24 protein-coding genes are annotated in these 24,043 nt (G+C 52.6%); 9 read left to right on the top strand and 15 right to left on the bottom strand.

Annotation, left to right across the window (positions count from 1 at the left end):
- Positions 1-61: 61 nt before the first annotated feature.
- The 10 genes from A2V21_305990 to A2V21_305945 form a co-directional block, all read right to left on the bottom strand.
- Positions 62-619 carry a hypothetical protein gene (locus A2V21_305990; protein OIJ73855.1) on the bottom strand — a complete coding sequence of 186 codons (558 nt, stop codon included), beginning with the start codon at positions 617-619 and terminating at the stop codon, positions 62-64.
- 84 nt (positions 620-703) lie between these two features.
- The gene (locus A2V21_305985; protein OIJ73854.1) at positions 704-976 is read right to left on the bottom strand and encodes a hypothetical protein; all 273 of its coding nucleotides are present in this window, start codon (positions 974-976) and stop codon (positions 704-706) included.
- Between the two features lie 13 nt (positions 977-989).
- Positions 990-2,027 carry an S-methyl-5-thioribose-1-phosphate isomerase gene (locus A2V21_305980; GenBank protein ID OIJ73853.1) on the bottom strand — a complete coding sequence of 346 codons (1,038 nt, stop codon included), beginning with the start codon at positions 2,025-2,027 and terminating at the stop codon, positions 990-992.
- A gap of 205 nt (positions 2,028-2,232) precedes the next feature.
- Positions 2,233-3,471: a hypothetical protein gene (locus A2V21_305975; protein ID OIJ73852.1), complete on the bottom strand. Its 1,239-nt coding sequence runs from the start codon at positions 3,469-3,471 to the stop codon at positions 2,233-2,235.
- Positions 3,472-3,634: 163 nt separating this feature from the next.
- Complete coding sequence (locus A2V21_305970) at positions 3,635-5,065, bottom strand: hypothetical protein (GenBank protein ID OIJ73851.1); 1,431 nt, start codon at positions 5,063-5,065, stop codon at positions 3,635-3,637.
- 24 nt (positions 5,066-5,089) lie between these two features.
- Positions 5,090-6,586 (bottom strand): hypothetical protein, encoded by a 1,497-nt coding sequence (locus A2V21_305965; protein ID OIJ73850.1) that lies wholly within the window; start codon positions 6,584-6,586, stop codon positions 5,090-5,092.
- A 261-nt stretch (positions 6,587-6,847) separates the two neighbouring features.
- Positions 6,848-9,607 carry an excinuclease ABC subunit A gene (locus A2V21_305960; protein ID OIJ75072.1) on the bottom strand — a complete coding sequence of 920 codons (2,760 nt, stop codon included), beginning with the start codon at positions 9,605-9,607 and terminating at the stop codon, positions 6,848-6,850.
- A 341-nt stretch (positions 9,608-9,948) separates the two neighbouring features.
- Complete coding sequence (locus tag A2V21_305955) at positions 9,949-10,437, bottom strand: hypothetical protein (GenBank protein ID OIJ73849.1); 489 nt, start codon at positions 10,435-10,437, stop codon at positions 9,949-9,951.
- Positions 10,438-10,653: 216 nt separating this feature from the next.
- A complete protein-coding gene (locus A2V21_305950; protein ID OIJ73848.1) occupies positions 10,654-11,514 on the bottom strand; it encodes a hypothetical protein in 861 nt (286 codons plus the stop codon).
- 632 nt (positions 11,515-12,146) lie between these two features.
- Positions 12,147-12,431: a hypothetical protein gene (locus A2V21_305945; GenBank protein ID OIJ73847.1), complete on the bottom strand. Its 285-nt coding sequence runs from the start codon at positions 12,429-12,431 to the stop codon at positions 12,147-12,149.
- Between the two features lie 259 nt (positions 12,432-12,690).
- Between A2V21_305945 and A2V21_305940 the strand changes: the two genes are divergently transcribed.
- Complete coding sequence (locus A2V21_305940) at positions 12,691-12,906, top strand: hypothetical protein (GenBank protein OIJ73846.1); 216 nt, start codon at positions 12,691-12,693, stop codon at positions 12,904-12,906.
- A 151-nt stretch (positions 12,907-13,057) separates the two neighbouring features.
- On the opposite strand, the gene A2V21_305935 is transcribed toward A2V21_305940, so the two are convergent.
- The 3 genes from A2V21_305935 to A2V21_305925 all read right to left on the bottom strand — a co-directional run bounded on the left by A2V21_305935 (position 13,058) and on the right by A2V21_305925 (position 16,068).
- Positions 13,058-14,707, bottom strand: coding sequence for a hypothetical protein (locus A2V21_305935; protein ID OIJ73845.1), 1,650 nt, complete (start codon positions 14,705-14,707; stop codon positions 13,058-13,060).
- Between the two features lie 251 nt (positions 14,708-14,958).
- Complete coding sequence (locus A2V21_305930) at positions 14,959-15,531, bottom strand: hypothetical protein (protein OIJ73844.1); 573 nt, start codon at positions 15,529-15,531, stop codon at positions 14,959-14,961.
- Positions 15,532-15,867: 336 nt separating this feature from the next.
- A complete protein-coding gene (locus tag A2V21_305925; protein OIJ73843.1) occupies positions 15,868-16,068 on the bottom strand; it encodes a cold-shock protein in 201 nt (66 codons plus the stop codon).
- 374 nt (positions 16,069-16,442) lie between these two features.
- On the opposite strand from A2V21_305925, the gene A2V21_305920 reads away from it, so the two are divergent.
- From A2V21_305920 to A2V21_305885, 8 genes are all read left to right on the top strand, one after another.
- On the top strand, positions 16,443-16,730 hold the full coding sequence (locus A2V21_305920; protein OIJ73842.1) for a co-chaperone GroES: 288 nt from the start codon (positions 16,443-16,445) through the stop codon (positions 16,728-16,730).
- A gap of 60 nt (positions 16,731-16,790) precedes the next feature.
- Complete coding sequence (locus A2V21_305915) at positions 16,791-18,437, top strand: chaperonin GroL (protein ID OIJ73841.1); 1,647 nt, start codon at positions 16,791-16,793, stop codon at positions 18,435-18,437.
- Between the two features lie 402 nt (positions 18,438-18,839).
- Entirely contained in the window at positions 18,840-19,379 is a 540-nt protein-coding gene (locus A2V21_305910) for a transposase (GenBank protein ID OIJ73840.1), read from the top strand.
- Between the two features lie 139 nt (positions 19,380-19,518).
- Positions 19,519-19,728, top strand: coding sequence for a hypothetical protein (locus A2V21_305905; protein ID OIJ73839.1), 210 nt, complete (start codon positions 19,519-19,521; stop codon positions 19,726-19,728).
- Positions 19,729-19,738: 10 nt separating this feature from the next.
- Entirely contained in the window at positions 19,739-20,182 is a 444-nt protein-coding gene (locus A2V21_305900; protein ID OIJ73838.1) for a hypothetical protein, read from the top strand.
- Positions 20,183-20,240: 58 nt separating this feature from the next.
- Positions 20,241-20,666, top strand: a complete 426-nt coding sequence (locus A2V21_305895) for a hypothetical protein (protein ID OIJ73837.1) — start codon at positions 20,241-20,243, stop codon at positions 20,664-20,666.
- 199 nt (positions 20,667-20,865) lie between these two features.
- A complete protein-coding gene (locus A2V21_305890; protein ID OIJ73836.1) occupies positions 20,866-21,048 on the top strand; it encodes a hypothetical protein in 183 nt (60 codons plus the stop codon).
- A 232-nt stretch (positions 21,049-21,280) separates the two neighbouring features.
- Positions 21,281-21,754, top strand: a complete 474-nt coding sequence (locus A2V21_305885) for a bacterioferritin (GenBank protein OIJ73835.1) — start codon at positions 21,281-21,283, stop codon at positions 21,752-21,754.
- Positions 21,755-22,190: 436 nt separating this feature from the next.
- Here A2V21_305885 and A2V21_305880 read toward each other — a convergent pair whose 3' ends face one another.
- Together A2V21_305880 and A2V21_305875 are read right to left on the bottom strand one after the other, a co-directional pair.
- Positions 22,191-23,486, bottom strand: a complete 1,296-nt coding sequence (locus A2V21_305880) for a hypothetical protein (protein ID OIJ73834.1) — start codon at positions 23,484-23,486, stop codon at positions 22,191-22,193.
- A 2-nt stretch (positions 23,487-23,488) separates the two neighbouring features.
- Entirely contained in the window at positions 23,489-23,902 is a 414-nt protein-coding gene (locus tag A2V21_305875; GenBank protein ID OIJ73833.1) for a hypothetical protein, read from the bottom strand.
- Positions 23,903-24,043: the final 141 nt, after the last annotated feature.

The following is a 24,043-nucleotide window of genomic DNA, read 5'->3' as shown; positions in this document are numbered from 1 at the left end:
AGAACAAAAAAATAAAGCCCCGCCATAAAAAGCGGGGCAAAGTAGCAATCGGGCTTTGCCTTTAGTATCCGCCGCCTGTTGTCCCGCCGGGTGACATGCCGCGGGTGCTCTCGCTTTCAGTCCCTGACATGCCGCCGGTGGTTCCGGGAGCCTGTGCCCCGGGCCTGCTCGCGAGCTGGGCTTCAACGCTTGCGCGGACCTGGCTGCCGAGCTCTGCCGGGTCTGATATCTGGCCGCCGCGGGCCTGGACCTGGTCGCGGAGCGCCTGCGATACCATGTCCTGCGCGTCGTTGTCGGAAAGACCCTTTGACATGGCGTTGTTCATGCTTAGGAGGACGTCCCTCAGGCACGAGCCGGTGCAGTTGCTGTCCACAGCCGTCTTGGCAAGCGCGGAGACCTTGTCAGGGTCGGCGTTGCGCTGGGCGAACTCGCTCAGCTGCGGCTCTATGGCATTGATATCGGACTGGGAGAGGTTGGTATCCTTCTGTATCTGTTCCTTGAACTTGCTTATGTCAGATGTCTTTGCGGCTTTTTCTCCGGCTGCGTAGGCGGAAGGAGCCGCCACAGCCATAGCTAGACCAAAGGCGAGAGCCAACTGGAAAAACTTGCTGTTCCTCATTTTACGCCCCCCTTTTGAGATTGCTGTTTTTTTTAAGCGTATACAGAAAAGTATATACCAGCATTGGGGGGCGTCAAGAAGAGGCTATGTCCTGTCGTCTTTTTGCTCCTCTTCCACCTTGTCGTAACCGTAGAAGATGAAGTAGACGACTACGCCGACAAGGGTTATGATCATGAAGATGCCGATGGCGAACAAATACCAGAGTATGCCGCCTACGACCCCGATTATGAACCCGGCCCAGTTCAATTTCTTGACCGTGGCCGGGTCCATCTTTTTAACCCACCTGTCTGCGTACTTGTAGACGATTATCATGGCGACGACTATGCCGACTACTATAGCGAAATCTATGAAAGACATCAGCCCTCTTTTCTTATTTTTTGAAAAGCGCCTTGAGCCCCTTGCCGTAAGGGGCCCTCACCACGCCTTTCTCGGTGACTATCCCGGCCACAAGCCTTGAGGGGGTCACGTCAAAGGCCGGGTTCTTGACCTTTATCCCCTTGGGGGCTATCCTCCTGCCTTTCATGTGGGTGACTTCAGTTATATCCCTCTCCTCGATGGGGATGAAGTCCCCGTGCTTTATCTTGAGGTCGATGGTAGAAAGCGGCGCTGCCACATAGAAGGGTATGCCGTGCTCTCTGGCGAGGACTGCCACCGAGTAGGTCCCGATCTTGTTGGCGACGTCGCCGTTAGCCGCGATCCTGTCCGCCCCCACGACTACGGCGTCGATGAGCCCCTTTTTCATCATATACCCGGCCATACTGTCGGTTATGAGCGTTACGTCTATCTTGTCCTTCTGAAGCTCCCACGCGGTGAGCCGCGCCCCCTGGAGAAACGGCCTCGTCTCATCGGCGTAGACCCGTATCTTCTTTTTCTGCTCGATGGCGCCCCTTATGACGCCGAGGGCCGTGCCGTAGCCAGCGGTCGCAAGAGCCCCGGCGTTACAGTGTGTAAGTACGGTAGAGCCGCTTTTAAGGAGCTTGCCGCCGTGTTTGCCGATAAAGCGGTTTATCTCTATGTCTTCCTTGTGGATCCTAAGCGCCTCGTCAACGAGCTTCTTCTTGAGCCCGGCGACCCCGAGGGCCTCGCCGGAATCCGCTATACCCTGCATCCGCTCTATTGCCCAGAAGAGGTTCACGGCGGTCGGCCTGGTAGAGGCGATCGTGGCTGCTATACGGCCGAATTCTTTTTTGAAACCCTTCATGTCGCGGGCCTTTATCTTCAAGGCCCCGAGGGCTACTCCCATCGCCGCGGCCACCCCGATGGCCGGAGCGCCCCTTACCACCATATCCTTTATCGCCCTCGCGACCTCCTGATAGGACTTGTACCTCCTGTAGACCTCCTTTTCAGGCAGAAGCCGCTGGTCTATCATGACGACTGAATTGTTCTTCCATTCAACGGTCTTGAACATTTCCATCTCCGTATGTGGGATTTTAGCCTTAACAGGCATGAAATAAGTCCATCTGCTTCGTTGGCTTCAGAAGCGGCAGAAGCGGCGTACACTCCAGGTACGCCTTCATTCCTCGCTCCCCGTTTAATTGGGGCCTCGCATATGGTTTTTAGAGCAGCCTGAACAAAACAATATGATAAATGGCCCTCATCAGATATGACGGATGTCAATAGGCCGGGGTGGGGCTCAGAAAAACGGTCTCATCGAATGGCTGGGCCTTTACCGTCTCTCCCGCCTTGAAGCCCTCGGACCCCGGTGGGACTATGATGAACGAGTTGGCCCTTACCATGGTAGAGATCATGCCGGAGCCCTGTCCGTCAAGCGGTGTCGCGGAGAAGCCCGAATCGTCCGCGGTCAGCTCGGCGCGTATGAAGTTCATCCTGCCCGGCTTTATGCGGATATCCTTTGTGAGCCTCGCTCTGAAGCCCCGGCGGAAGATATTTTTTCTCCCGGACATCTTTTGGAGAGCCGGCCTTACGAACTGCTCAAAGGCCACCATCGAGGATACAGGGTTGCCTGGAAGGCCAAAGGCGGGCTTTCCGCCTATTACGCCGAAGGCCAGGGGCTTGCCTGGCTTCATCGCGACCTTCCAGAATATCATCGATGAGCCCATCTCCTTCAGGACGTCTTTCACAAAGTCGTAATCGCCGACCGAGACACCGCCCGATGATATTATGCAGTCCGCTTTCATGGCGAGGGCGAGCTTTTCCTTGAGGCTCTCCTTGTTGTCCCTGGCTATGCCGAGCTGCAAGGGCTCTGCCCCGCACGCGGCCACAAGGGCCGCGAGGGCGTAGCCGTTGCTGTTGGTTATCTTCCCGGCAGGAGGCGCCTCGTCTATGTCGCAGAGCTCGTCCCCGGTGGAGATGACCGCCACCCTGGGCCGTTTGTGCACGAAGACGAAGGGCACGCCTACTGTGGCGAGCATGCTCACTTCGGCCGCTCGGACGACGCTTCCCTTGCTGATGACGACCTCTCCGGCCTTAAAGTCCTCGCCAGCTCTCCTGATGTTTTCTCCGAGCTTCGCCCCGGCCTTGACGAGCACAAAGCCTTCTCCGGCCTCGGTCCTCTCGACCATCACTACCGCGTCGGCGCCCTGAGGCACTGGCGCGCCGGTCATTATGCGCACCGCTTCTCCGTTGCCCAATGGCCCCTTGGGTGTCTGTCCGGCCGGGAGGTCGTAGAGCACCCGGAGGCTCACAGGGCTTTCATTCGATGCCCCGTCTGTATCCGCGTATTTAAGCGCGTATCCGTCCATGGCGGAGTTGTCCCAGGGCGGGTTGCCGCGCGCCGCGGTAGTATCTTCACCGAGCACACGGCCAAGGGCGGAATTTATATTGACGCTCTCAAGGCCAAGGGGCTTTATTTCCTTGAGGATCGTCTCAAGCGCTGACTCTACCGATATCATTAAGCCACCCTTGCTTTAGTTTGATAATGTTAAAGATATCATTATGGGGCTGCCGTTGTAAATGGGGAATAGAAAAGCTCTGGCTGGCCGATGAAATAAAAAAGGGGAAATAAAAAAGGGCGGCCATCTTTCGATGCCGCCCTTTGAAGCGCCCGTTATATGTTCAGCTCTGAAGCTCCATCCTGGTGACTATCTCCGCTACGGCTACGCTCTTTTTCCTGCTCGCGTAATTTCCGGCCTTCACGGGTATCATGAGTAGCATGCCAGGTTTCAATTTCTTCTTCGGGTTTGAGACTATGGTGTTGTTGAGATAGAGTATCGGGCTTACCGCGATGCCGTACCGTTTCGCTATCTTGTTGAGCGTCTCTCCGCGCTTCACCTTGTGCTGGAGGAAGGCTATCCTCTTGGCGGGCGGGACGTTGCTCATGTTAGACCTGTATATCTCGCCCCTGCCGGCGGGTATCTTTACCTCATAGCCGGGGTAGTTCGGCGGCGTGAACCAGCGCAGCAGCTCCGGGTTGAGCCTCTTTATCTCGTCGACGCTTGTGCCAGCCGCTTCGGCTATGACACGGAGGTCTGTCGCTTGCGAGACCTTTACCTTCTCATAGCGGAGCCCATCGTTTAATTCAACGGAAGTGAAGCCGTAGAGCTCAGGGTCTCTGGCTATGGTCACGGCGGCAAGGTACTTTGGCACGTATTCCCTGGTCTCCCTGTGCAGCGGCTTGCGTTGGCTGGCAAGCTCCCAGAAGTCCTCGGTGCCGTGCTTCTTTATGGCCCTTGATACCCTGCCTTCGCCAGCGTTGTAGCTCGCGGCGGCGAGATACCAGGAGCCGAACATGCCGTAGAGGTTCTTGAAGTATTTGGCGGCTGCGTATGTAGCCTTTTCAGGGTCCATCCTCTCGTCTATCCACCAGTCGACCCTGAGGCCGTATCTCTGAGCCGTGCCCTTTATGAACTGCCACATCCCGACCGCGTTGGCCCTCGACCTGACGGTCGGGTTGAGGCCGCTCTCGATAAAGGCGATATATGAGAGGTCCTCTGGCAGGCCGTTTTCGCGAAGTATCGTCTGGAGCATGGCCATATAATCCGAGCTCCTGCCGAGCCACTTCTCAAAGTACTTGCGCCCGCTCGTCTGGAAGTACCTTATGAACGACTCGACACTCTTGTTGACTACTATCGGCACGTCGGCGATGCCCGGCTCTTCAACTGCTGCGGCCTCGGTAAGCGAGGCGTCGGCCATGGTGAACTCGGGCAGCGCCTGGCTGGCGACAACCGGGGCGTCGGATGAGCATGAAGGCAGGGCGGCCTCCGGCGCCGAATTCGAGTAGTAATAGAATAGGGCCTTCGCCTCTCCCGCGCATATGGAGGGAGCTGACGAGAGCTTCACGGGGCTGAAGGGGCTGCCATCGCTTGCTGCTGCCACGCCCTTCGCCTTAATGGGCGCAGCCTGGCGCTCCGCGCTTCCTGTCTGGAGGAGGGCTGACTGTATCGGCTCCATCTCGGGCATGAGTATCCCGGTGGCAGCGTCGGAAGCGAACGCGGGTGTGCCCAGGAGCGAGGCGCATAAACCCAGAGCCGCGAGTTTCCTATTCATCATTTCCTCCTTAGCTTGTGATGCCTACGAGGCCCCGGAGTACTTATGCGGAATACCGCCGGAGAGCTCTATCTGCTGGAACTTCTCTTTTACGTCCTCGGCGGTCTTCTTGGCGGCAAGCTCGATCTTTTTGCCGGCTTCCCCGAGGGCCCTGGTGTAGTCCAGGAAGTACTGGTTCTTCTTTATCCATTGCTTGGTGAGGGTGTGCCCCCAAACCTTTATAGTTACGTTAAAGAGGTCGAAGCGGGCCGCCCTCTTGGCTATCTGCCAGGGCGAGTAGAACTCTTTCGTGGCCCTCATGGTCTCTGACTGAAGCTCGTAGTAGCTCATGAGCTTTGGCTCGTAGACCACGTGATGGGCGTCATAAAGGCTCCAGTCCTTGGTGATTATCCTGCCCTCCCTGTCGAGGTCCCTGTAGCACTTGGTCCCCGGAAGGGGCGTAAGGATAAGGAACTGCACCGAGTCCAGGTCGTTTTTCTTGGCGAACCTTACGGTCTCGGCTATGGTGTCGGTGGTGTCATGGTCTGAGCCGAAGACGAACATGCCGTGTATCCTGATGCCGTTCTTTTTAAGTATTCTTATGCAGCTTGTTATGTCCTCCAGGGACTGCTTCTTGTTGTAGATCTCGAGCGTCTTGGGGTTTATCGATTCAAGCCCTATGTAGACGGTATGGCATTTCGACCGTTTCATCAGGTCAAGAAGCTCCTGGTCCCTCGCGATCTCGACCCTTACCTGCGCCGTCCACGCCGGCGTGATCTTCTGCTCTATCATGGTGGAGAGGAGCTCTTTGGTCCTCCTCTTGTGGGCGCAGAAGTTGTCGTCGTAGAAGAAGACCCAGTTTCCGCCGTGTTCCCTGTGGTTCATAAGCTCTTCTATTACGCGCTCCTTGCTCCTGAACCTGTATTTCTGGCCGAACATGCCGGTAACGGAGCAGAAGCTGCAGTCATACGGGCATCCTCTTGATGTCATGACCGGCGCTATGGGCAGCTTTTTCGCGCCTGCGGTATCGAGACCGCTTATTATGCTGAAGTCCGGGGCCGGGATCTTGTCCATGTCCTTGCAGAAAGGGGCGGTCGAGTTGTGCTTCGCTACGCCATCTTTCATGTACGACAGGCCCGGTATCTGATCCAGCCCTTCGCCAGTCTCCATGGCCTTTACAAAGTCGACTATGATGTCATCGGCCTCGCCTCGCACCACGTAATCACAGTACTGGAGGGCCTCATCAGGCATAAACGTTACGTGGGGGCCGCCCATGAAGACCGGTATGCCGGCCTTCTTTACAAGTTTCGCTATCTCAAAAGAACGGCATGAGGTCGAAGTGATGGTGGAGATGCCGACCGCGTCAGCGCTCAGGACATCCTTAAGGTCGAGCTCCGAGATGGACTCCACATAGCTTTTGACCTCGTAACCTTCCTGCTTTAGCCTCGATCCGAGTATCGCGGTGCCGAGCCTGGGCAGCGGTACTTTTGAAAAGATATGAAAATCCGGGGGATTTGGCTCTATAAAAACGATTTTTTTCATCAATCATCCTTTTACACTGGAATGCCGTACATCTTAACCGCCAGCCATACCAGTGTCAAGGAAAATACCTGCCCGGCTCACCTCCCTGGAAGACCCTAATACAGGATTTTTCAAGGAAAATCCCGCTTTTTTCTTCCGCCGCCTGGGACTGGCGGGGGCCTTCCGTTACGGGTCCCATTGTATATGCAATGAGCAAAGGTGTATGTGAGCTATGGCACGCCGGAGACAAAGGCGGATCTGTGGCCCATGGTCTTTTTCGGCTTAGTGAAGGACTTTCTTTAGGTATTTTCCGGTGAGGCTGCGGGGGGATCTTGATATCTCCTCCGGGGTGCCGCTGGCGACTATGGCTCCGCCTTCGCCGCCGCCCCGGGGGCCCAGGTCTATGACGTGGTCAGCCGACTTTATGCAGTCGAGGTTGTGCTCTATCATTAAGACGGTGCTCCCTGAATCGACCAGGGCGCCAAGCACCGAGAGGAGCTTTTTGACGTCATCCATGTGAAGGCCTGTTGTGGGCTCATCGAGTATGTAAAGGACGTCCCCTGATGATTCCTCCACAAGCTCCCTCGCTATCTTGAGCCTCTGGGCCTCTCCACCGGAGAGGGTCGTGGCAGGCTGGCCGAGCTTGAGGTAGCCAAGGCCGACGGATTTAAGGACCGAGAAACGCCTCTGGAGGCCGGGTTCGTTCGGAAAAAGGAGGATGGCGTCCTCGAAGGTGGTCTCAAGGACGTCATAGATCGACCTGCCCCTGTATTTGACGTCGAGGACGTGCCCCTTGTACCTCTTGCCGCCGCAGACCGCGCATTTCACGTAGACGTCCGGGAGGAAGTACATCTCGAGCTTTTCGACCCCTTCGCCCTTGCATGATTCGCATCTGCCGCCGGGGACGTTAAATGAGAAGTCCCCCGGGGCCAGCCCCATGGCCCTGGCCGAAGACAGGCCGGAGAAGAGCTTTCTTATCTCGTCGAAGCCGCCGATGTATGTGAGCGGGTTTGAACGTGGCGTCCTCCCTATTGGGCTCTGGTCTATGAGCTTTACCCCGCTCAAGTTGTCGAGGCCGTGGACAGACGAGTAGGGCATGGCAGGCTCGGACTTCTCGCCGAAGTGCGAGGCGAGGACGTTGTAGAGGGTATCGACAACGAGGGTGCTTTTGCCTGAGCCTGATACACCTGTTACGCAGGTCATGGTCTTAAGGGGGACCGAGAGGTCTGCCGACTTGAGGTTATTCCCGGAGGCGCCCCGGATTTGAATGTATCTGCCGCTCCCCTTTCTCCTCCACCTGGGCACGTGGATCTCTTCCCGCCCGGCAAGGTAGTCGGCTGTAAGGGTGCGCGCGCCCTTCAGGAACTCTTTCGTAGGGCCTGCCCATACCACGTGGCCACCCTTTTCGCCTGAGCCGGGGCCAAGCTCGATTACATGGCTCGACCTCCTTATCATGCCAGGGTCGTGCTCGACGGTCACGACCGTGTTGCCCATGGATGAAAGCCTCTCAAGCTGGCTGGTGAGCATGTCTATATCTACAGGATGGAGGCCGATGGACGGCTCGTCGAGTATGTAGAGAACCCCGCAAAGGGACGAGGCGAGCTGGGTCGCTATGGTGACCCTCTGGGCCTCGCCCCCGGAAAGGGTCTTGGTGAGCCTGTCGAGCGTTATGTAGCCGAGGCCGGTGTGGCTCAGGAATTCGAGCTTCGCCCGTATCTGCTTCAATACCTCCTCTGAAATGGCCTCTTCAAAGCTTGTAAGCTCTATCGTTGAGAAGAACTCGCGGGCCTCTTTTATCGAAAGGGCGCTTGCCTCGGCGATGTTGAGGCCGCCGACCTTCGCGGAGAGCGCCTGCTTTTTAAGCCTCGTCCCTTTGCACGACGGGCATGCGACCTGCCCCTTGTAGCGTGAGCTGAAGACCTTTATGTGGAGCTTGTATTTCTTGCTCTCAAGGTAGTCGAAGAAGTCGTTTATGCCTTCGAAGTCCGAGGTGCCCTCGAATACGAGCCGCCGTTCCCTTGCGGATAGCTTCTCGAATGGCTTATTGAGGTCTATCCCGTAGTTGTGAGCGTGTTTTTCAAGCTCTTCATACCACCATCTGTAGGCGGGCTTTGTCCATGGCTCTATCGCACCTTCGCGGAGGCTGAGTGTTTTGTCTGGCAATACCTTCGCCTCGTCATATTTGAGCAGGTTGCCGAAGCCCTTGCATTCCGGGCATGCGCCGACAGGGTGGTTGAATGAAAGGGAGATCGAAGTGGGCCTCTCTGTCCTTGTGCCGCACTCCCGGCAGATAAGCTCTGTAGAGAAGGCCTCTTCGCCCTTGCCCGGCGTATATGCCCAGGCCGCGCCGTTGCCGGCGCTGAAGGCTGTTTCAAGCGCCTCGGTGAGCCTCTGCCGCTCGGATTCCTTTACGATGAGCCTGTCGGTCACCACCCCGAAGGAGCGGGGCAGTTCTGTAAAGCCTTCCGAGATGTCTATGATATCGGCGCCGGCCTTTACCCGTATGAAGCCCTTGCCAAGCAGCTCCGCGGCGGCCTCTTCAGGCTGTTTTCCGTTAAGGTTGATGTTAAATCCGATATAGACAGGCTCGCCGGGGCGGCCGGCCAGGATGCTCTCTGCGGCAGGCTCGGGGCCGCTTTTATATACAGGCGAGCCGCACTCCGGGCAGTGGAGCCTTCCAACGCGGCTGAAAAGGAGGCGCAGGTAGTCGTTCAGTTCGGTGGTGGTGCCGACGGTAGAGCGGCTGCCGCGCACCGGGTTTTTCTGCTCTACGGCGATGGCCGGGCGGATATTCCTGATGGTGTCGACATCGGGCCTGTCCATTCGTTCGAGGAATAGCCTGGTGTATGTGGAAAGGGACTCGATGAACCTCCATCTGCCTTCGGCGAAGAGGGTGTCGAAGGCGAGCGAGGATTTGCCAGAGCCGCTCAAACCCACGATGGTGGTGATGACGTTGTGGGGTATGCGGACCGAGATGTTCTTGAGGTTGTTCTGCCTGAGCCCCTCGATTACCAGCTCGTCTTTGTCAGAGGGGGCTGGCACCTCGAATGGCAGGACTTCCGCCCTGCTTGTCTTTTTTCTGGCCATATATAGATAGTGCCGTGCTTAGTATATAGATTAACGATAGATTATAACTTATGGGCGGGGTTGAAGACCAGATAAAAGAGGGGGAAGGGCAGGCTGCTCTAAAAGTCTATCTGCCCACCATTTTTATTCCTGTCCTATGCCGAAGTGGCCGAGATTTTCAAACGCTTCAAAAAGACCATCTACCGCTGGAGGGAGGAAGGGATATTCCGCGAGGTCATCCAGGTGAAGGACGGGTATTTGATTCCCGAAAGGGAGGTTTTGATGGTGATTGAGGAAAATACGAAGCTGACACCCTACTAAGACAGTAATGATAATACAGAGTCAGGGGAAAAACGGCTCTCGCTTTTGCGCCACTCAAGATAATAATTACTACCTACGGAGTACGACTCGAAACGAAAAAGTGCTTCCTTGGGCTTAAGAGATACAAATTGATCCGATTTGGCTTTCTTACACATGACACGAACTATTGAATTTTCAGATGGTTGCAATCGTTTCCAGAAGCGGCTATCGTAATCAAAGGACAGACATACTCCTTCAAGTGATGCTCCACACTTCAAATAATTGTTCATAGCATTTTTTATTTTAAATTTTGACAAAGAAACTTTTTCCGAAATAGCATCCGAGGAATACTCAGCCATGGGTTCTTTGCAATTAATTTGCGTGACAGCAAGACAATTATTTTCAGCTTCAAAAATCAAGGCTGGTATTTCTTCAATGTAAAAAACGGTACCTTGCACGCGCTTCTTTTCGGCATATTTTTTCGCGCTTTCTAAAGATGAATGCATACAGCCCTCATAGTATTTTTGTACCCATATAGACCACCATGCATTTCGTCCTGTAAAGCAGTAATAAAGCTTAGCTGCACTTATTTGTGATACCTTAAGTGTCGCCAGGGATTCCTCACCATTATAATTCCACGTGTATAATTGCATACTTTATAATTTTGGATTGCTTGTTATAGACGATAAACGATAAAACGAAATGCACCTATTGGATACTTCTCAGTTAGTCGTTATCGTTTTCTTTTTGAGAATCTCCCCGGTTTTGAAGTTGAATAACCAGACCTCATTAACTTCAACGCTCAAAAAATAGACAGTTCGCTTAGATTCCAGAGGATCATCTATAGTGGCTTTATAATGGCTCCTGGATAATCCCGTTATAGAATTTGTTGAGTTATACCTCTCGAGATCAGCAGGTTTTATTTTGCAGATTATCAGCCATTTTAAATCGTCTTTTATTCTTTTCCCTTCTTCCGGCAGAATACTCATAATTTCATAACGATAGGAATCATTTTTATCTTCTATCCATTCAAAGTGCTCATCAAAGTCTAACGCTATCCTTGTTTTGAGCGCATAGAACACATAATCAATGCGATTGATTTTTTTCTTTACTCCAAAAGCGTTTTGCCCCATATAGGAGCCAAGATTCGTGACCTCCTCTATTATCCTTCCCCAAGGCGCCTTAATCAATAATCTTTGATTATCGGCATCATAACGAACGATAGCATCCTCTCTGAAAACAAGGACATTATTTATCCCGATTTTTTCAAGTTTTTCTTCATATTGTGCAGTAGTTTCAAATTCATCTTTGTCAATTTTGCTCCATTTTTCAATCACCTTTTTTATATTGTGACCTCTAAAATCGGGAGGAAGCTTCTCCGTATTGACATCAAAAGACCCCTCGATATGCTGAATGGCTTTGGGCGTTTGAGACGTCTTTTTTATGGACTTTTTGTCTGCACCATATAGATTTAAGGGGACAAACGATATGATAATAATGCCCAATACTAGGAATCTTTTTAAGACGAGCTTTTTCTGCTTTATGATTGACTTCAGCAAAATCAAATCCTTAATATCCAACATCAGTGGTTGACACAGTCGGCTGAACAGTCTCTATGCACAATTGTAATTTTACATACATACTATTCACTCCATTTCTTCACAAACTGCTCTATATGGATTTGCATGACAGATGAGCATCCTTTTTCATATTGAGACATTTGAGCACCGGTCATGGGATGTCTATCCCAGTCGTGAATAGAGATATGAAGAAAACCCTCACTATACTTTGTGACATATCCCGATCTTGATATTATATACAAATGCGTTACCGGTTGAAGATTTAGAAATTTTAGTACTCTATTAATATCATCAATGCTATAGCCGTGAGCGCCTCCGAGAACGCCTGTTCTAATTCTTGGTCCTTTATTTTTAAATTCATAGTACTTATCGCTTATCCAATAATCTTCATTAGGTCTTCTTATTTCACCAAATTCAACCCATCTTATACTTTCAAAAAAAAATTTATTATGAGATCGCTCTTCATAAGTCCACTCTGATTCATCGTAAGTCGCAACTAAACTGCAATCGTGAGTCCAAGTTTTTTCTTCCCCACAGCCTAATAGCAAAATGGCAGCAATAATTACCAGTAAGTTTAACTTCCAGGCAGTGCAACTATTCATGGCTTTGTAAAACTCGCTTTGGTAAAAACCGAATCAGGGTTGAGTCTCCTTTTTAAAAACAGGAACCTCTTTATCTCTTATGCTCCCCTCACGATTCCAGTTCCGGTCGTATCGCTCAAGTCGGTCTCCTTCTTTCCTGATATAGCCCTTTCTGGACATGTTGGGATTATAGATTTCAATCAGCCCATCTTTCTCCTTCCATATCTCAACAACCTTTCCCTCGTTATCGAAGACTCGATAGGTCGTGTCAGCAATCGTGGACGAGGTCAAAAATATGGCTGTAAGGAAGACTCCAAAAGAGAGCAGCGCATTCGTCATGACTGCTCTTGAGATAAGACGAGAAATTCTGAATCCATATTCCCTCTAATCTTTGATAAAGGGCGTGGCAGAAGATTTGGGTGACAATATTGCTGGACATTCGTGGACATCTGTGGACATCCGTCCCTATGAAGTAACATAATTCTCAGGTAAAATAAAACAACTTAAACCTTCCCCGGCCTCATGAACCGGAGGAGTATCTTCAAGGCCCGTAACCGTCCGGACGGCGGTTGCGGGTTTTTTCTTTTTTGGGGCTTTCATGGCGGGAATAACGCTCGTTGAAGCAGAGACGCATCTTTCAACCTGGCTCGATGCCGACAAGGCCGTGGCCAAGGGGCAGTCCTTCTCCATAAGCGGTAAGACCTACACCCGCGCGGACGCACAGGTGATCCGCGAGAATATAGAGTTCTGGGACAGGCAGGTTAAGCGCCTCTCAAGAGGCGGTATAAAAATCTTCGGAGGCACGCCGGTCTAAATGCGAGATTCTTCGTCGCACGGCTCCTCAGAATGACAGAAAAACATGGGAGTCGAATACCGAGCGCGAGTTCCGTCTTTGGGCGGAGTCGCAAGAGTGCGATTCCGCCCGCACCCTTCAAAGCGCGGGGGCGTACCTGTTTAGCCATAAATCATCTTCCCGAAGTATTTTTTGATTTCTTCAAGGCGTTCGCGAGGTTCCTTTGGGCCTCGGGAAAGCCTGGTCTCAGCCTCAAAGCCTTTTTAAACTCAGCTATCGCCTCGTCATTCCTGTCCATGAGGAAGTAGGCGTATCCGAGGCTGTTGTGGGCGTCTTCGTAACCGGGGTTAAGCGCAAGTGAGCCCTTTATGCGGGGCATCGCCATATCAGGCTGGCCGAGCATGAGATAGGCGACACCCATGTTGTTCAGGAGGACGTGGTTTCGCGGTTCTATTTTGATGGCGACCGCGTATTCCTTTAGCGCTTCGTCAAGCAGCCCGGCTTCCCTGTACGCATGCCCGAGGTTTATATGGGCCCTGGCCTTGTTCGGGCTCTTTTCGGCTACGTCCTTCCATAGCCTTATATTGTCCGCCCACAGGTCGTTACGGAGAAGAGTAACTGCCCCGAGCGCGGCAACGGCAAGCGTCAGGATGAGCGCCGTCCGCCAGCTTCCGGCGTTGAGCCTGGCTCCGGCATGGAAAACAAGCGTAGTAAGGCCGAAGGAAAGGCCTATCGACGGCAGATAGAGCCTGTGCTCGAATATCACGTCCTTGATAGGGATTATGGACGATTCTATCGATATCGTGACGAAGAACCAGATGACACCGAAAGAGGCGAAGGCCATGGGGCCGTTCCCCCTTTTGATGGAACGGATGAAGATAAAGAGGGCAGAGATGAAAAAAGCCAGCAGGAAAACGAAAGAGGCGAGTACGCCGGGGTCGAAAAACGACCTTGAGGGCTGCCAGTCGTAATCAAGGTTCTGCCCCAGGGGAAGGATGAACAGTTTCAGATAATGGACGAGCACCTTGAACTGCGTCACCAGATAATCGTGCCTGGAAAGCGTCATGAGGTCGTTTATCTGCGAGCTTCTCAGGCGCTCGTTCAAGCCCCCGCTGAGGTCTGGCGCGAAGAGCATGAAAGGGATGATGAGAAGCGTGAGGATAAAAGGCAGAAGATGCCGCCTGCCCCTTGTCCGGGAGCTGAAAAAAACCGTATCAAGGAGGATGATGAGGAACGGCAGAGTGAAACTTATCTCCTTTGTCATCTGGGCCGCGGCGGCGAAAAGGACCGACGAAAAATAGCCGGCGCTTACGATGCCTTTATCTGACGACCTCCAGCGCAGGAACAGTACTAACGAGAGGAGATAAAACAGCGCGGCAAGCGAAGTGGTCCGCTGGGTTATGTAGGTGATGGCCTCGGTTTGTACAGGGTGAGAGGCAAAAACAAGAGCTGAGAAGAGCGCGATGAGCGGGGGCTGAACGCCTTGGGAAGCCTTAAGCAACGGCGTCCTGAAGCAGTTGAGTACGAGAAAATATACGAGAACGGCGTTGGCGGCGTGTATGGAGATATTAACCAGATGGTATCCGGCGGCATCAAGGCCGTTCACACGGTAGTTGAGCGCGAACGAGAGGTAGCTTAGGAATCTCGTCCCCAGCGGGGGCCAGAAGTTCTTTAGCTCCCTGATCTCCATATTCCTGATTATGTTGTAATAGTCATCCAGATAGAAAGGGGCGTTTATCGCGTTCGAATAGAGGAGGAACGTCAGGAGGAGGATCAGCGGGATGTGAAGCTTTCTCGCCTCGCGAGGGTACCCTGTTAGCATTAGTGATGAGTAGCATAGGCTATTTATTAAGTCAATTTGTTTACCCTGGTGTCAATAGCAGGATGTTGAAAAAGTCCTGGATGGACTTTTTCAACTACGATTTGGCCTGAGTGAATCAGTTCAAATCTTACAAATTGCTCGACTTTTCAAGTCTCGCAATTTGGCGATCCGTCCTCGTCGATTGATCTTATTATTCTATGCACGAGAGGATTCCGATGGGTCGGCCTTGTATATAAAATGAGATGGCTGATTTAATGGGCCGGCTTCGTGCTCACCATCTGCGGCTCAATGCCCATCTCGCGCAAGACCTTTTCGGCAAGCCTGCTCCGTGTGCGGAGCCACCTTTCATAGATGCGCAGCACGTCCTTTGACGACGTGAGCCTGCTCCGCTCGCTTACCTCTGTAAGTACGTCCACAAAGGCCGCGAACTTGCGGGCAAGCTCATTAAAGAGCTTTGAGACGTGCTCGTTTTTTCCGCCCCTGTGCATCGAGGCCACAAAACCGTATGAGGCGGAGCCCATCGCCATATAGTAGTCTATGTCAACGATCTTTCTTTTGAGGCTGTCTGAGAAAAAACCGGATGTGAAAAGAGAGATGTCCCCGAGCTGTTTCATCTGCTGGAGCTGGACGTCCCTGGTTGCGCCCATCGCCTTCAGGTAGGTAATGGCAAGCGGTTCATTGAGGAGTTTTTCGCAGGTTATGAAGCTTGCCAGAAGCCTTGAGAGGTAGAACTCGGCCAGCTCATCGGTCTTTACCTTCTGGCGCTTGATGGCGAGGGCGACCAGCTCTTTGAAGTGCTCTATGGGATTTATCGCTGTTACCATAGCCCACACCTCCTTGACCGTCCGTATCTGACTTTGGAGAGCCTGCCTTTTTTGATTATAGCAGGGTTATAATTGTTACATTAATTATACTAAGGCAGGGTTCCTTTGACAAGAGGAAAGTTGTTGGACCTGCTCATTCCAGGCGAAAAAAAGACCACCAGTCGACCCACTTCCGTTAAGGGAGGGAAATCAAGCAGATACGCTCGTTGCCTGGAAGGCGGGCAGTTGTAGAATAACAATTTGTTTTTCAAGGAGTTTTAAGATAGGCGATAATTCTGGCAGGCCCGGAAATAAAAAAAGCCCCCACTTGCGTGGGGGCTTTTTGCTTTTTGGTCCTTATTGGGGAACTACGTTCACCGCTTTGGAACCCTTTGCGTCCTTGGCTATGTCGAATTCGACTTCCTGACCTTCCTTCAGGGTCTTGAAACCGTCGCCCTGGATGGAAGTGTAGTGGACGAAAACGTCCTCGCCGGACTCCCTTTCAATGAACCCGAAACCCTTGGATTCGTTGAACCATTTCACTTTGCCTTTTGCCATTTGAGAAGACCTCCTTTCTAAGAGTCATAAGTCTTTGAGGTCCTGCACTGCAAAAAGACAAAGCTTCCTTCAGAACAATACCTGCAACCAACTTATCTATCACATAGTATATGATTCGCTCAAGATTGTCAATAGAGTTTTACATATTTTTTACATCTGAGAACGCGAGTCCACGCTGAAGCGGGTGCTTTTCAGGGCCTCAAAATGGTAAAAACGATGGAATCACGGTAGGTTAGCACTCTTTTTAGGTGAGTGCTAAAAAACGGCTTGACAAAGCCAGGATGGGGCCATATATTTAGAACACAAAACGGCTGGTTTCCTGTCAACAACCGATATACAAAATAAAAATATAACCTAAGAAGGAGGAGCAAAGAATGAAGATCAGGCCGCTTCATGATCGAGTCATTGTAAGAAGGCTCGAAGAGCAGGAGAAGACAAAGGGAGGCATCATCATCCCGGAGAGCGCCAAGGAGACCCCCGCTGAAGGCAAGGTCGTGGCCGTAGGCCCCGGCAAGAAAGAGGACGGCAAGATAGAGCCGCTCGGCGTAAAGGTGAACGACACCATAATATTCAGCAAGTACGCCGGCACCGAGATTAAGGTGGAAGGCGAGGACCTCCTTATCATGAGGGAGGAGGATATTTTAGGGGTAGTGGAGAAATAAGCCGGGCCAGAATTTATCGGTCCTCAATACAACATTTAATCGCAAGGAGGAATTTAAAAAATGGCACCCAAAGAACTTGCTTTCAGCCATCACGCGAGAAGCGCGATACTTAAGGGCGTAAACACGCTGGCCGACGCGGTGAAGGTCACCCTCGGGCCCAGGGGCAGGAACGTCGTCATCGAGAAGAGCTTCGGCTCTCCTCTCATCACCAAGGACGGCGTCACCGTCGCCAAGGAAATAGAGCTTGAGAACAGGTTCGAGAACATGGGCGCCCAGATGGTCAAGGAGGTCGCCAGCAAGACCTCTGACGTCGCCGGCGACGGCACCACCACAGCCACCGTCCTCGCGCAGGCCATCTTCAGGGAAGGCAGCAAGCTCGTTGCCGCCGGGCACAACCCCATGGACCTCAAGAGGGGCATCGAGAAGGCCGTTGAGGTCGCCATCGGCGAGCTCAAGAAGCTCTCGAAGAACGTGAAGGAGAAGAAGGAGATCGCCCAGGTCGGCACCATTTCAGCCAACGGCGACAGCACCATCGGCGAGATAATCGCCGAGGCCATGGAGAAGGTCGGCAAGGAAGGCGTCATCACCGTCGAGGAAGCCAAGGGCATGGAGACCCAGCTCGAAGTGGTCGAGGGCATGCAGTTCGACAGGGGCTATCTCTCCCCCTACTTCGTGACCGACCCCGAGAGGATGGAGTGCGTAATAGAGGACGCCTTCATACTCATCCATGAGAAGAAGATATCGAACATGAGGGAGCTTCTCCCTATACTCGAGAAGATCGCCAAGCTCGGGAGACCCCTCCTTATCATCGCCGAGGACGTTGAGGGCGAGGCCCTTGCTACCCTCGTTGTCAACAAGCTCCGTGGCACTCTCCAGGCTACCGCCGTCAAGGCCCCCGGCTTCGGCGACAGGAGAAAGGCGATGCTCGACGACATCGCTGTATTGACCGGCGGAAAGCTCATCGCCGAAGAGCTTGGCGTAAAGCTCGAGTCCGTTGACGTAAAGGACCTCGGCAGGGCCAAGAGGGTGGTCATCGACAAGGAGAACACCACCATCATCGACGGCGCCGGCAAGAAGGGCGACATCGAAGGGCGCATCAAGCAGATAAGGGCCCAGGTTGAGGAGACCACCTCCGACTATGACAGGGAAAAGCTCCAGGAGAGGCTCGCGAAGCTCGCCGGAGGCGTCGCCGTCATCAATGTCGGCGCGGCCACCGAGACCGAGATGAAGGAGAAGAAGGCCAGGGTCGAGGACGCGCTCCACGCTACCAGGGCTGCCGTTGAAGAGGGCGTAGTCCCCGGCGGCGGAGTCGCTTACTTGAGGACCCTTAACGCGGTCTCCAAGCTCAATCTTGAAGGCGACCAGCAGTTCGGCGTGAAGCTCGTGCTCCGCGCCCTCGAGGAGCCCATCCGCCAGATATCGGCGAACGCGGGCCTCGAAGGTTCAATAGTAGTTGAGAAGGTAAAGTGTGGCAACGGCGCCTTCGGCTTCAACGCCGCGACCGAGGTCTATGAGGATCTCGTGAAGGCAGGCGTCATCGACCCGACAAAGGTGTCGAGGATAGCCCTCCAGAACGCCTCATCCATCTCATCCCTCATGCTCACCACCGAGTGCATGGTGGCCGAGAAGCCCAGGGAAGAAAAGGGCGGCGGCATGCCGGCCGGCATGGGCGGAATGGGCGGCATGGGCGGAATGGACATGATGTAATCCCGCTTCGCGCTGTACGGAATGAAAATGGAACGGGGGCTGCGTATGCAGCCCCCGTTTTTTATTGTGCGTACCAGAACGCGGTCATTCTGAGCGGAGCAACGGATCCACAGTCAACCTCCCCTCCCCTTGACGGTATGGGAATGAGGGGAGGATGAAAAGATTTTTTACACAGGGCCTTTAGCGCCCTGTAGGGCTTTTTTTGGGCATAAGGCCCGGCATAATGTCTGCTTCCCTCCCATCTTGTCTTTTAAATTTTAAGTTGAAAAACAGAAATGGAAAGAGTATTCTTTGTAAAAATTAAGCAATGCACCCTAAAGGGCTTAAAAAGCCTTGTAGCTTGGTAGCCTCGTAGGGTGCGCTGTGCGCACCATTAAAAAACATAAACATCTTAATTGAGCAATGTCCAATTATAGAAGGCCGCGGGATGGAAGAACTTATTTCTTTACTGTTGTGACTTACATGCGGCAACCCATCCTGTGCCTTGGTGATTCGATAAAGGCTCTGGAAGAATCGATCTTGGAGGTTCAGCAAAGCAGGCCCTTTGCGATCAAGGCATGGGCCATCCTCCCCGACCATATTCATGCGATATGGGAGCTTCCGGAAGGCGACACGGATTTTTCGATCAGATGGGCTTTGGTCAAAAAGGGGTTCACAAAAAGGGTGAAAGGGCGCATCGATACCCCGGCGCCGAACATGTCACGGGTGACGCGAAGGGAAGATACGATCTGGCAAAGGCGTTTTTGGGAGCACAAGATAAGAGACGAGGCCGATTTTCGAGCGCATGTCGAATATATACATTACAACCCGGTGAGACACGGGATTGTTGGTTCGCCCATAGAATGGGAACATTCATCATTTCGAAAATATGTCGTTGACGGCGTATATCCGCCAGATTGGGGCGGAGACGTTATCGAGCTCAAGGGCATAGGGGCAGAGTAAAAAATGGTGCGCACAGCGCACCCTACAGGGCTAACCCAACCTACAAGGCTTTCATGAATATGTAAGAAACGGCTTTTATGACGACGATTGGGGTGCCGGCGAGAAGTTTGAATTTGAAGGGTGCGTAGGGAATGAATGATTGTTGGGTTACGCTTCGCTAACCCAACCTACAAGGCTGGGCCATTTGGATCTTATGGTAATTTTGTGTTCGATGTGCCCGGAAGAACAGGAATGGGTGTGCATTCAGGGCGTAATGGTCCCCAATCGCGCACACAAGGATGCATTCGAACAACTGATGATGCAACAAGAGCTATTCGCGATTTGCATGCTATCGACCCACTTACAATAATTACAGTGCGATGAAGATAATATTAATTGCATTTTTGTCAATATTTATTGCCTGTGTAAATGGGGTAGCTCAAGAAAGAGCCTGTCTTAGAGCTGAAGCCATAGAAGCAGAAAAATCCATTCCGTACCTTAATAGTTGGAATGATATTCATGCTTCATATAAAAAATACAAGCACTGTGATGATGGTGCTATTGCGGAAGCGTTTTCAGACGTAATTGTAAGACAAATCGCGTTTAATTGGGATCAAATCAATGAATTAATTGATCTTTCTAATATAGACAAAGATTTTTTTGAATTTGTGCTTAGTCACATTGATTCGACAGCTGCTGAGTCTTCAATTGAAAACATAATCATTAACAGTAACGAACAGTGCCCTGAATCAGCATTTTCTGAATGTACTATGATTAAGAATTTTGCAAAAAAGGCGTTGCGCGAATTAAAATCAGCAAAGTAGTTTCAAGTTGCGCTGTGCATAAAATAAGATTGCATATTAAAATGCTAAAGGCTGTTTTATGAATTTTCAAAAATTTGCCTACCTTATATTTTTTATAACTCTTCTTGCCTGCCCCCAGGCTTTTTCGGCCACGTATACCTATGACAACGCAAACCGCCTTATCTCAATCGACCACGGCAACGGCACTGTAATCAATTACACCTATGACGCCAACGGCAATCTGACATCGACTACTGTCATCGCGAGCGATCTGACCCCGCCGACCGGCTCCATTATCATCAACGGCGGTGGCTCGGGAACGGTTTCCACCTCCGTCTCTCTCACGCTCTCGGCCTCTGACTTCGGCGGCGCTGTAACCGAGATGCGCTTCAGCCATGACAATAGCACATGGACCGCGTGGGAATCCTACTCCACAACAAAGGCCTGGACCCTTCCCGACGGCGTCGGCACAAAGACCGTCTACGTTCAGGGCGTAGGGGCATAATAGAAATAAAAATGGGCTCTGCCCATCCTGCCTGGCTACCCGCACGTTTTTATTAAGAAATTCTTGGGACGTGTAATGGCAAGCCGACCGATCGTTGTTCCAGATGTCGGTCAGTGCCTTTATTGTGCTTGACAACTCAATTGAAAACGATTATCATTTTCATCAATGACGTGAGTTGGTTAATTCCAGCGAGGTGTCCATGTATATTTGCCTGTGTAAGGGTGTTACGGACAAGGCGGTCAAGGGCCTTGAGCAGCAGAATCTGGGCCCGGAAGAGCTGGCATGCAGGCTCGGCATCGACAAGGAAAGCTGTTGCGGCAAATGCCTCAGGAATATCGAGTCTCTCGTCGCGTTGGCCTCAGGCGCTTCCGCTTCAATTTGACTGGCTTTTAAAAAAGTCCTGTACCCTGGTCGGCTTGACAGGGTGCAGGACTCTGCTATATTTCGGGCATCAGGCATGAAATAAGTCCATCTGCGTCGTTGGCTTCAGAAGCTCGTAGCAGAGGCGTACCAAAGAAGTACGCCTCATTCATCCAGCGGCGAGAATCGCCTCGCATACGTGTATTTTCAGCAGCCTGAACAAAATTTGTTTTTTTAATAAAAGGGAGGTCGGCGTGAAGGCAAAAGAAGGTATTCTGGAGATCCTCAATAATATCCTTACAGGCGAGCTCACAAAGGTAAACCAGTATTTCATCCACGGCGAGATGTGCGACAACTGGGGGTATGAAAGGCTCTATAAGAAGATGAGGGCCGAATCGATGCGTGAGATGGTCCATGCCGAAAAATTGATCGAGCACATCCTGCACCTGGAGGGCGTCCCCAATATGCAGAAGCTCGGGGACGTGCTCGTGGGCGAGACGGTCCCTGAGCAATTGAAGCTCAACCTTAAAAAAGAGCAGGAAGCGGTCGCGATGCTCAACGAGACAATCGCCAGATGCGTATCGGTTGGCGATAACAATACCAGGCACAAGTTAGAGGAGATGCTCGAAGAGGCAGAGGAGCAGATACACTGGCTTGAGACCCAGCTCCAGACCATCGACCAGGTAGGTCTCCAGAATTATTTGAGCGAACAGATCAGAGAAGAATAGCCCCAGGACAATTAAAAGGACGATCTTTCATCAGGTTTTTACGGCGCGGTTACCTCCTGACCGCCGCTGCAGGCCCCGGAAGCCTGTGTGAGGACTTCCGGGGCCAGATTAAAACGATTGGTGGCTCCTCCCGCCCGCAGACTCGCCGCAGTAATAATATTTCCACTTAGATCCTCTCCACTATGGGAGAGGATTTTTTTTGCAAGTTCGAGCCGGGCTAAGGACCACGCCCCTGTGCGAGGTTTAAGCCGAGCAACGGGATCTTGGTTCCCCTCTTTCCTAAAGAGGGGTCAGGGGAGATTATCTTTGAAGGGTTTATAATCCCCCTTAGTCCCCCTTTAGAAAAGGGGGAGATTTCAGTCGGGCTTTCAGGCGGTAGTGGCTGAATTTTTTTCGATTTGCAGGCTGAAAGAAAAGAGCGGATGGAAGATAGAGGCTACGCGCTCCTCTCGACCCTGTTCCTTGTGCCCTTGGCCCGGTACATGGCGCGGTCTGCCCTCAATATGAAGCTGTCCTTTGTCTCGCCGTCGATATATTCGGCGACCCCGAAACTGGCTGTCAGGGTCCCGATTTTATCAAAGACATTTTCAGCGAGCATGCGCCTGAGCCTCTCGGCGAGCAGGTAAACGTTCTGGAGGTCTGTTTCAGGCGCGAGCACGAGGAACTCCTCGCCCCCCCACCTGAAGAGGAAATCGGAGTCCCTGATATTCGACCGCGCGATATCCGCGGCCGTTTTAAGCACATCGTCACCTGTCAGGTGGCCGAACCTGTCGTTTACGAGCTTGAAATGGTCGAGGTCGAAGATGATGACCGAGAGGGGGTGCTTGTACCTCATGGCCCGTTCTAATTCGCTACCGATCAAGTCCTCGAACTTGGTCCTGTTGTAGGACTGCGTGAGCTCATCTGTCGTCGCGAGCTTCTCCAGCTGCCCCTGTATCCTCTGCCTCTCGACCGTGTGGTCGTTAAGCGCCTTTATCATCGCGTCGAACGAGTTGGTCAGGTCCTTTATGTCGGTTATCTTACCGGCGAGTTTTTTCTCGTTGTCGTTGAGCCTTTCCGAAAGGAGAAGGGCGCCTTCGTTCTTGAACGTGGCGGCAGACTTCTCCTTCTCCGATATCTCGACCATCAGCTTTCTGAGCTTCCTAATGGGGAGCGCCACGGAACGGAAGAGGCCCATATGGAGCCAGCCGACGCTGATGATGATAAACAAGGCCAGTGAGCCGACGACCAGCTTGGTCCGCGCAATGGTCTTATCGGCGCGTTCCCTCGACTCTTTTGAAAGTGAGTGGACCTCCTTCATGAGAGCGTCCCCCTCGGCAAGGAGCCTGCCGTACTCGACCATCAAGGCGGTGTCCCTCTGGCTTACGCCGTTGTCACGGAGGAACGGGGGGAGGCCGGACTTGATGGAAGACCATCTGCTTTCCGTCCTTTGCCTTATCTCGCTCCGCAGGCCCTCGTCAGCGACGGAGAAGACCGTCAGATGGCTCTCGTCAAAGCCTTTTACGGCCTCCCTGATTATGTTTATGGAGTCCTGGGTGCCCTCGGTAAGTATGGTCTCGTTCATGCCCCTGAAGAGTGTCTGAAGCCACATCGACTGCCTCTCAAAGGCCTCGGCCTCTCTCGAGCTTGCCTCCATGGCGCGGCCGCCGAGCCACCCGGTGAGCACGAGGATCGTCAGGAGGAAGAGAGAGAAGAGCGACACCCTGATGAGCTTGGAGCCTATACTCATCAATATCAGTTCCTTTCAGCGCCGAATTTTACGGGATAGCCCCTTGCCTCCCACGCGCCAAAGCCGTCCCTCATCCAGTAGACATTCTTATAGCCCGCCTCGATGGCCGCCTCTGCCGCCCTGTAGGACTTCCATCCCGTTGGGCCGTGGCTGTATATGACCAGGGGCTTATCCTTGTCTTTCGGGAGGCTCTTGACAAGAGCGGCCTTGTCGCCGGGTGAGTCGGCGCTGCCGTCAAACGGGATTGAGATGGCCTGAGGCAGGTGCCCCCTGCCGTAGTTTATGGGGTTACGGACGTCGATAAAGGACGCGCCTTTGGCGTCAAGGAGCGCCTTTGCCTCATCGACCGAGATTATCCTGCCGCCAGGCAGGGCCGCAGGCGGAGAGCCCAGATGATTGGCGTTTGCGGCAAAGGGCATTAGGAATAGCAGGAGTAATGCAAGTCTCCAGAGCATGGCCGCATTATCCATCTTTTGGGTGACTAATGCAAGAAAAAATGAAAGATACCAAATGCTTAGGTTTGCTACGCAAAATAGTGAGCAAGCCAAGACTCATAAGTC

The organism is Deltaproteobacteria bacterium GWC2_55_46 (assembly GCA_001595385.3).
In the GTDB taxonomy this organism is placed as follows: Bacteria; Desulfobacterota; GWC2-55-46; order GWC2-55-46; family GWC2-55-46; genus UBA5799.
The sequence above is the reverse complement of the archived record's forward strand: the minus strand, read 5'-3'. Positions and strand labels throughout refer to the sequence as shown.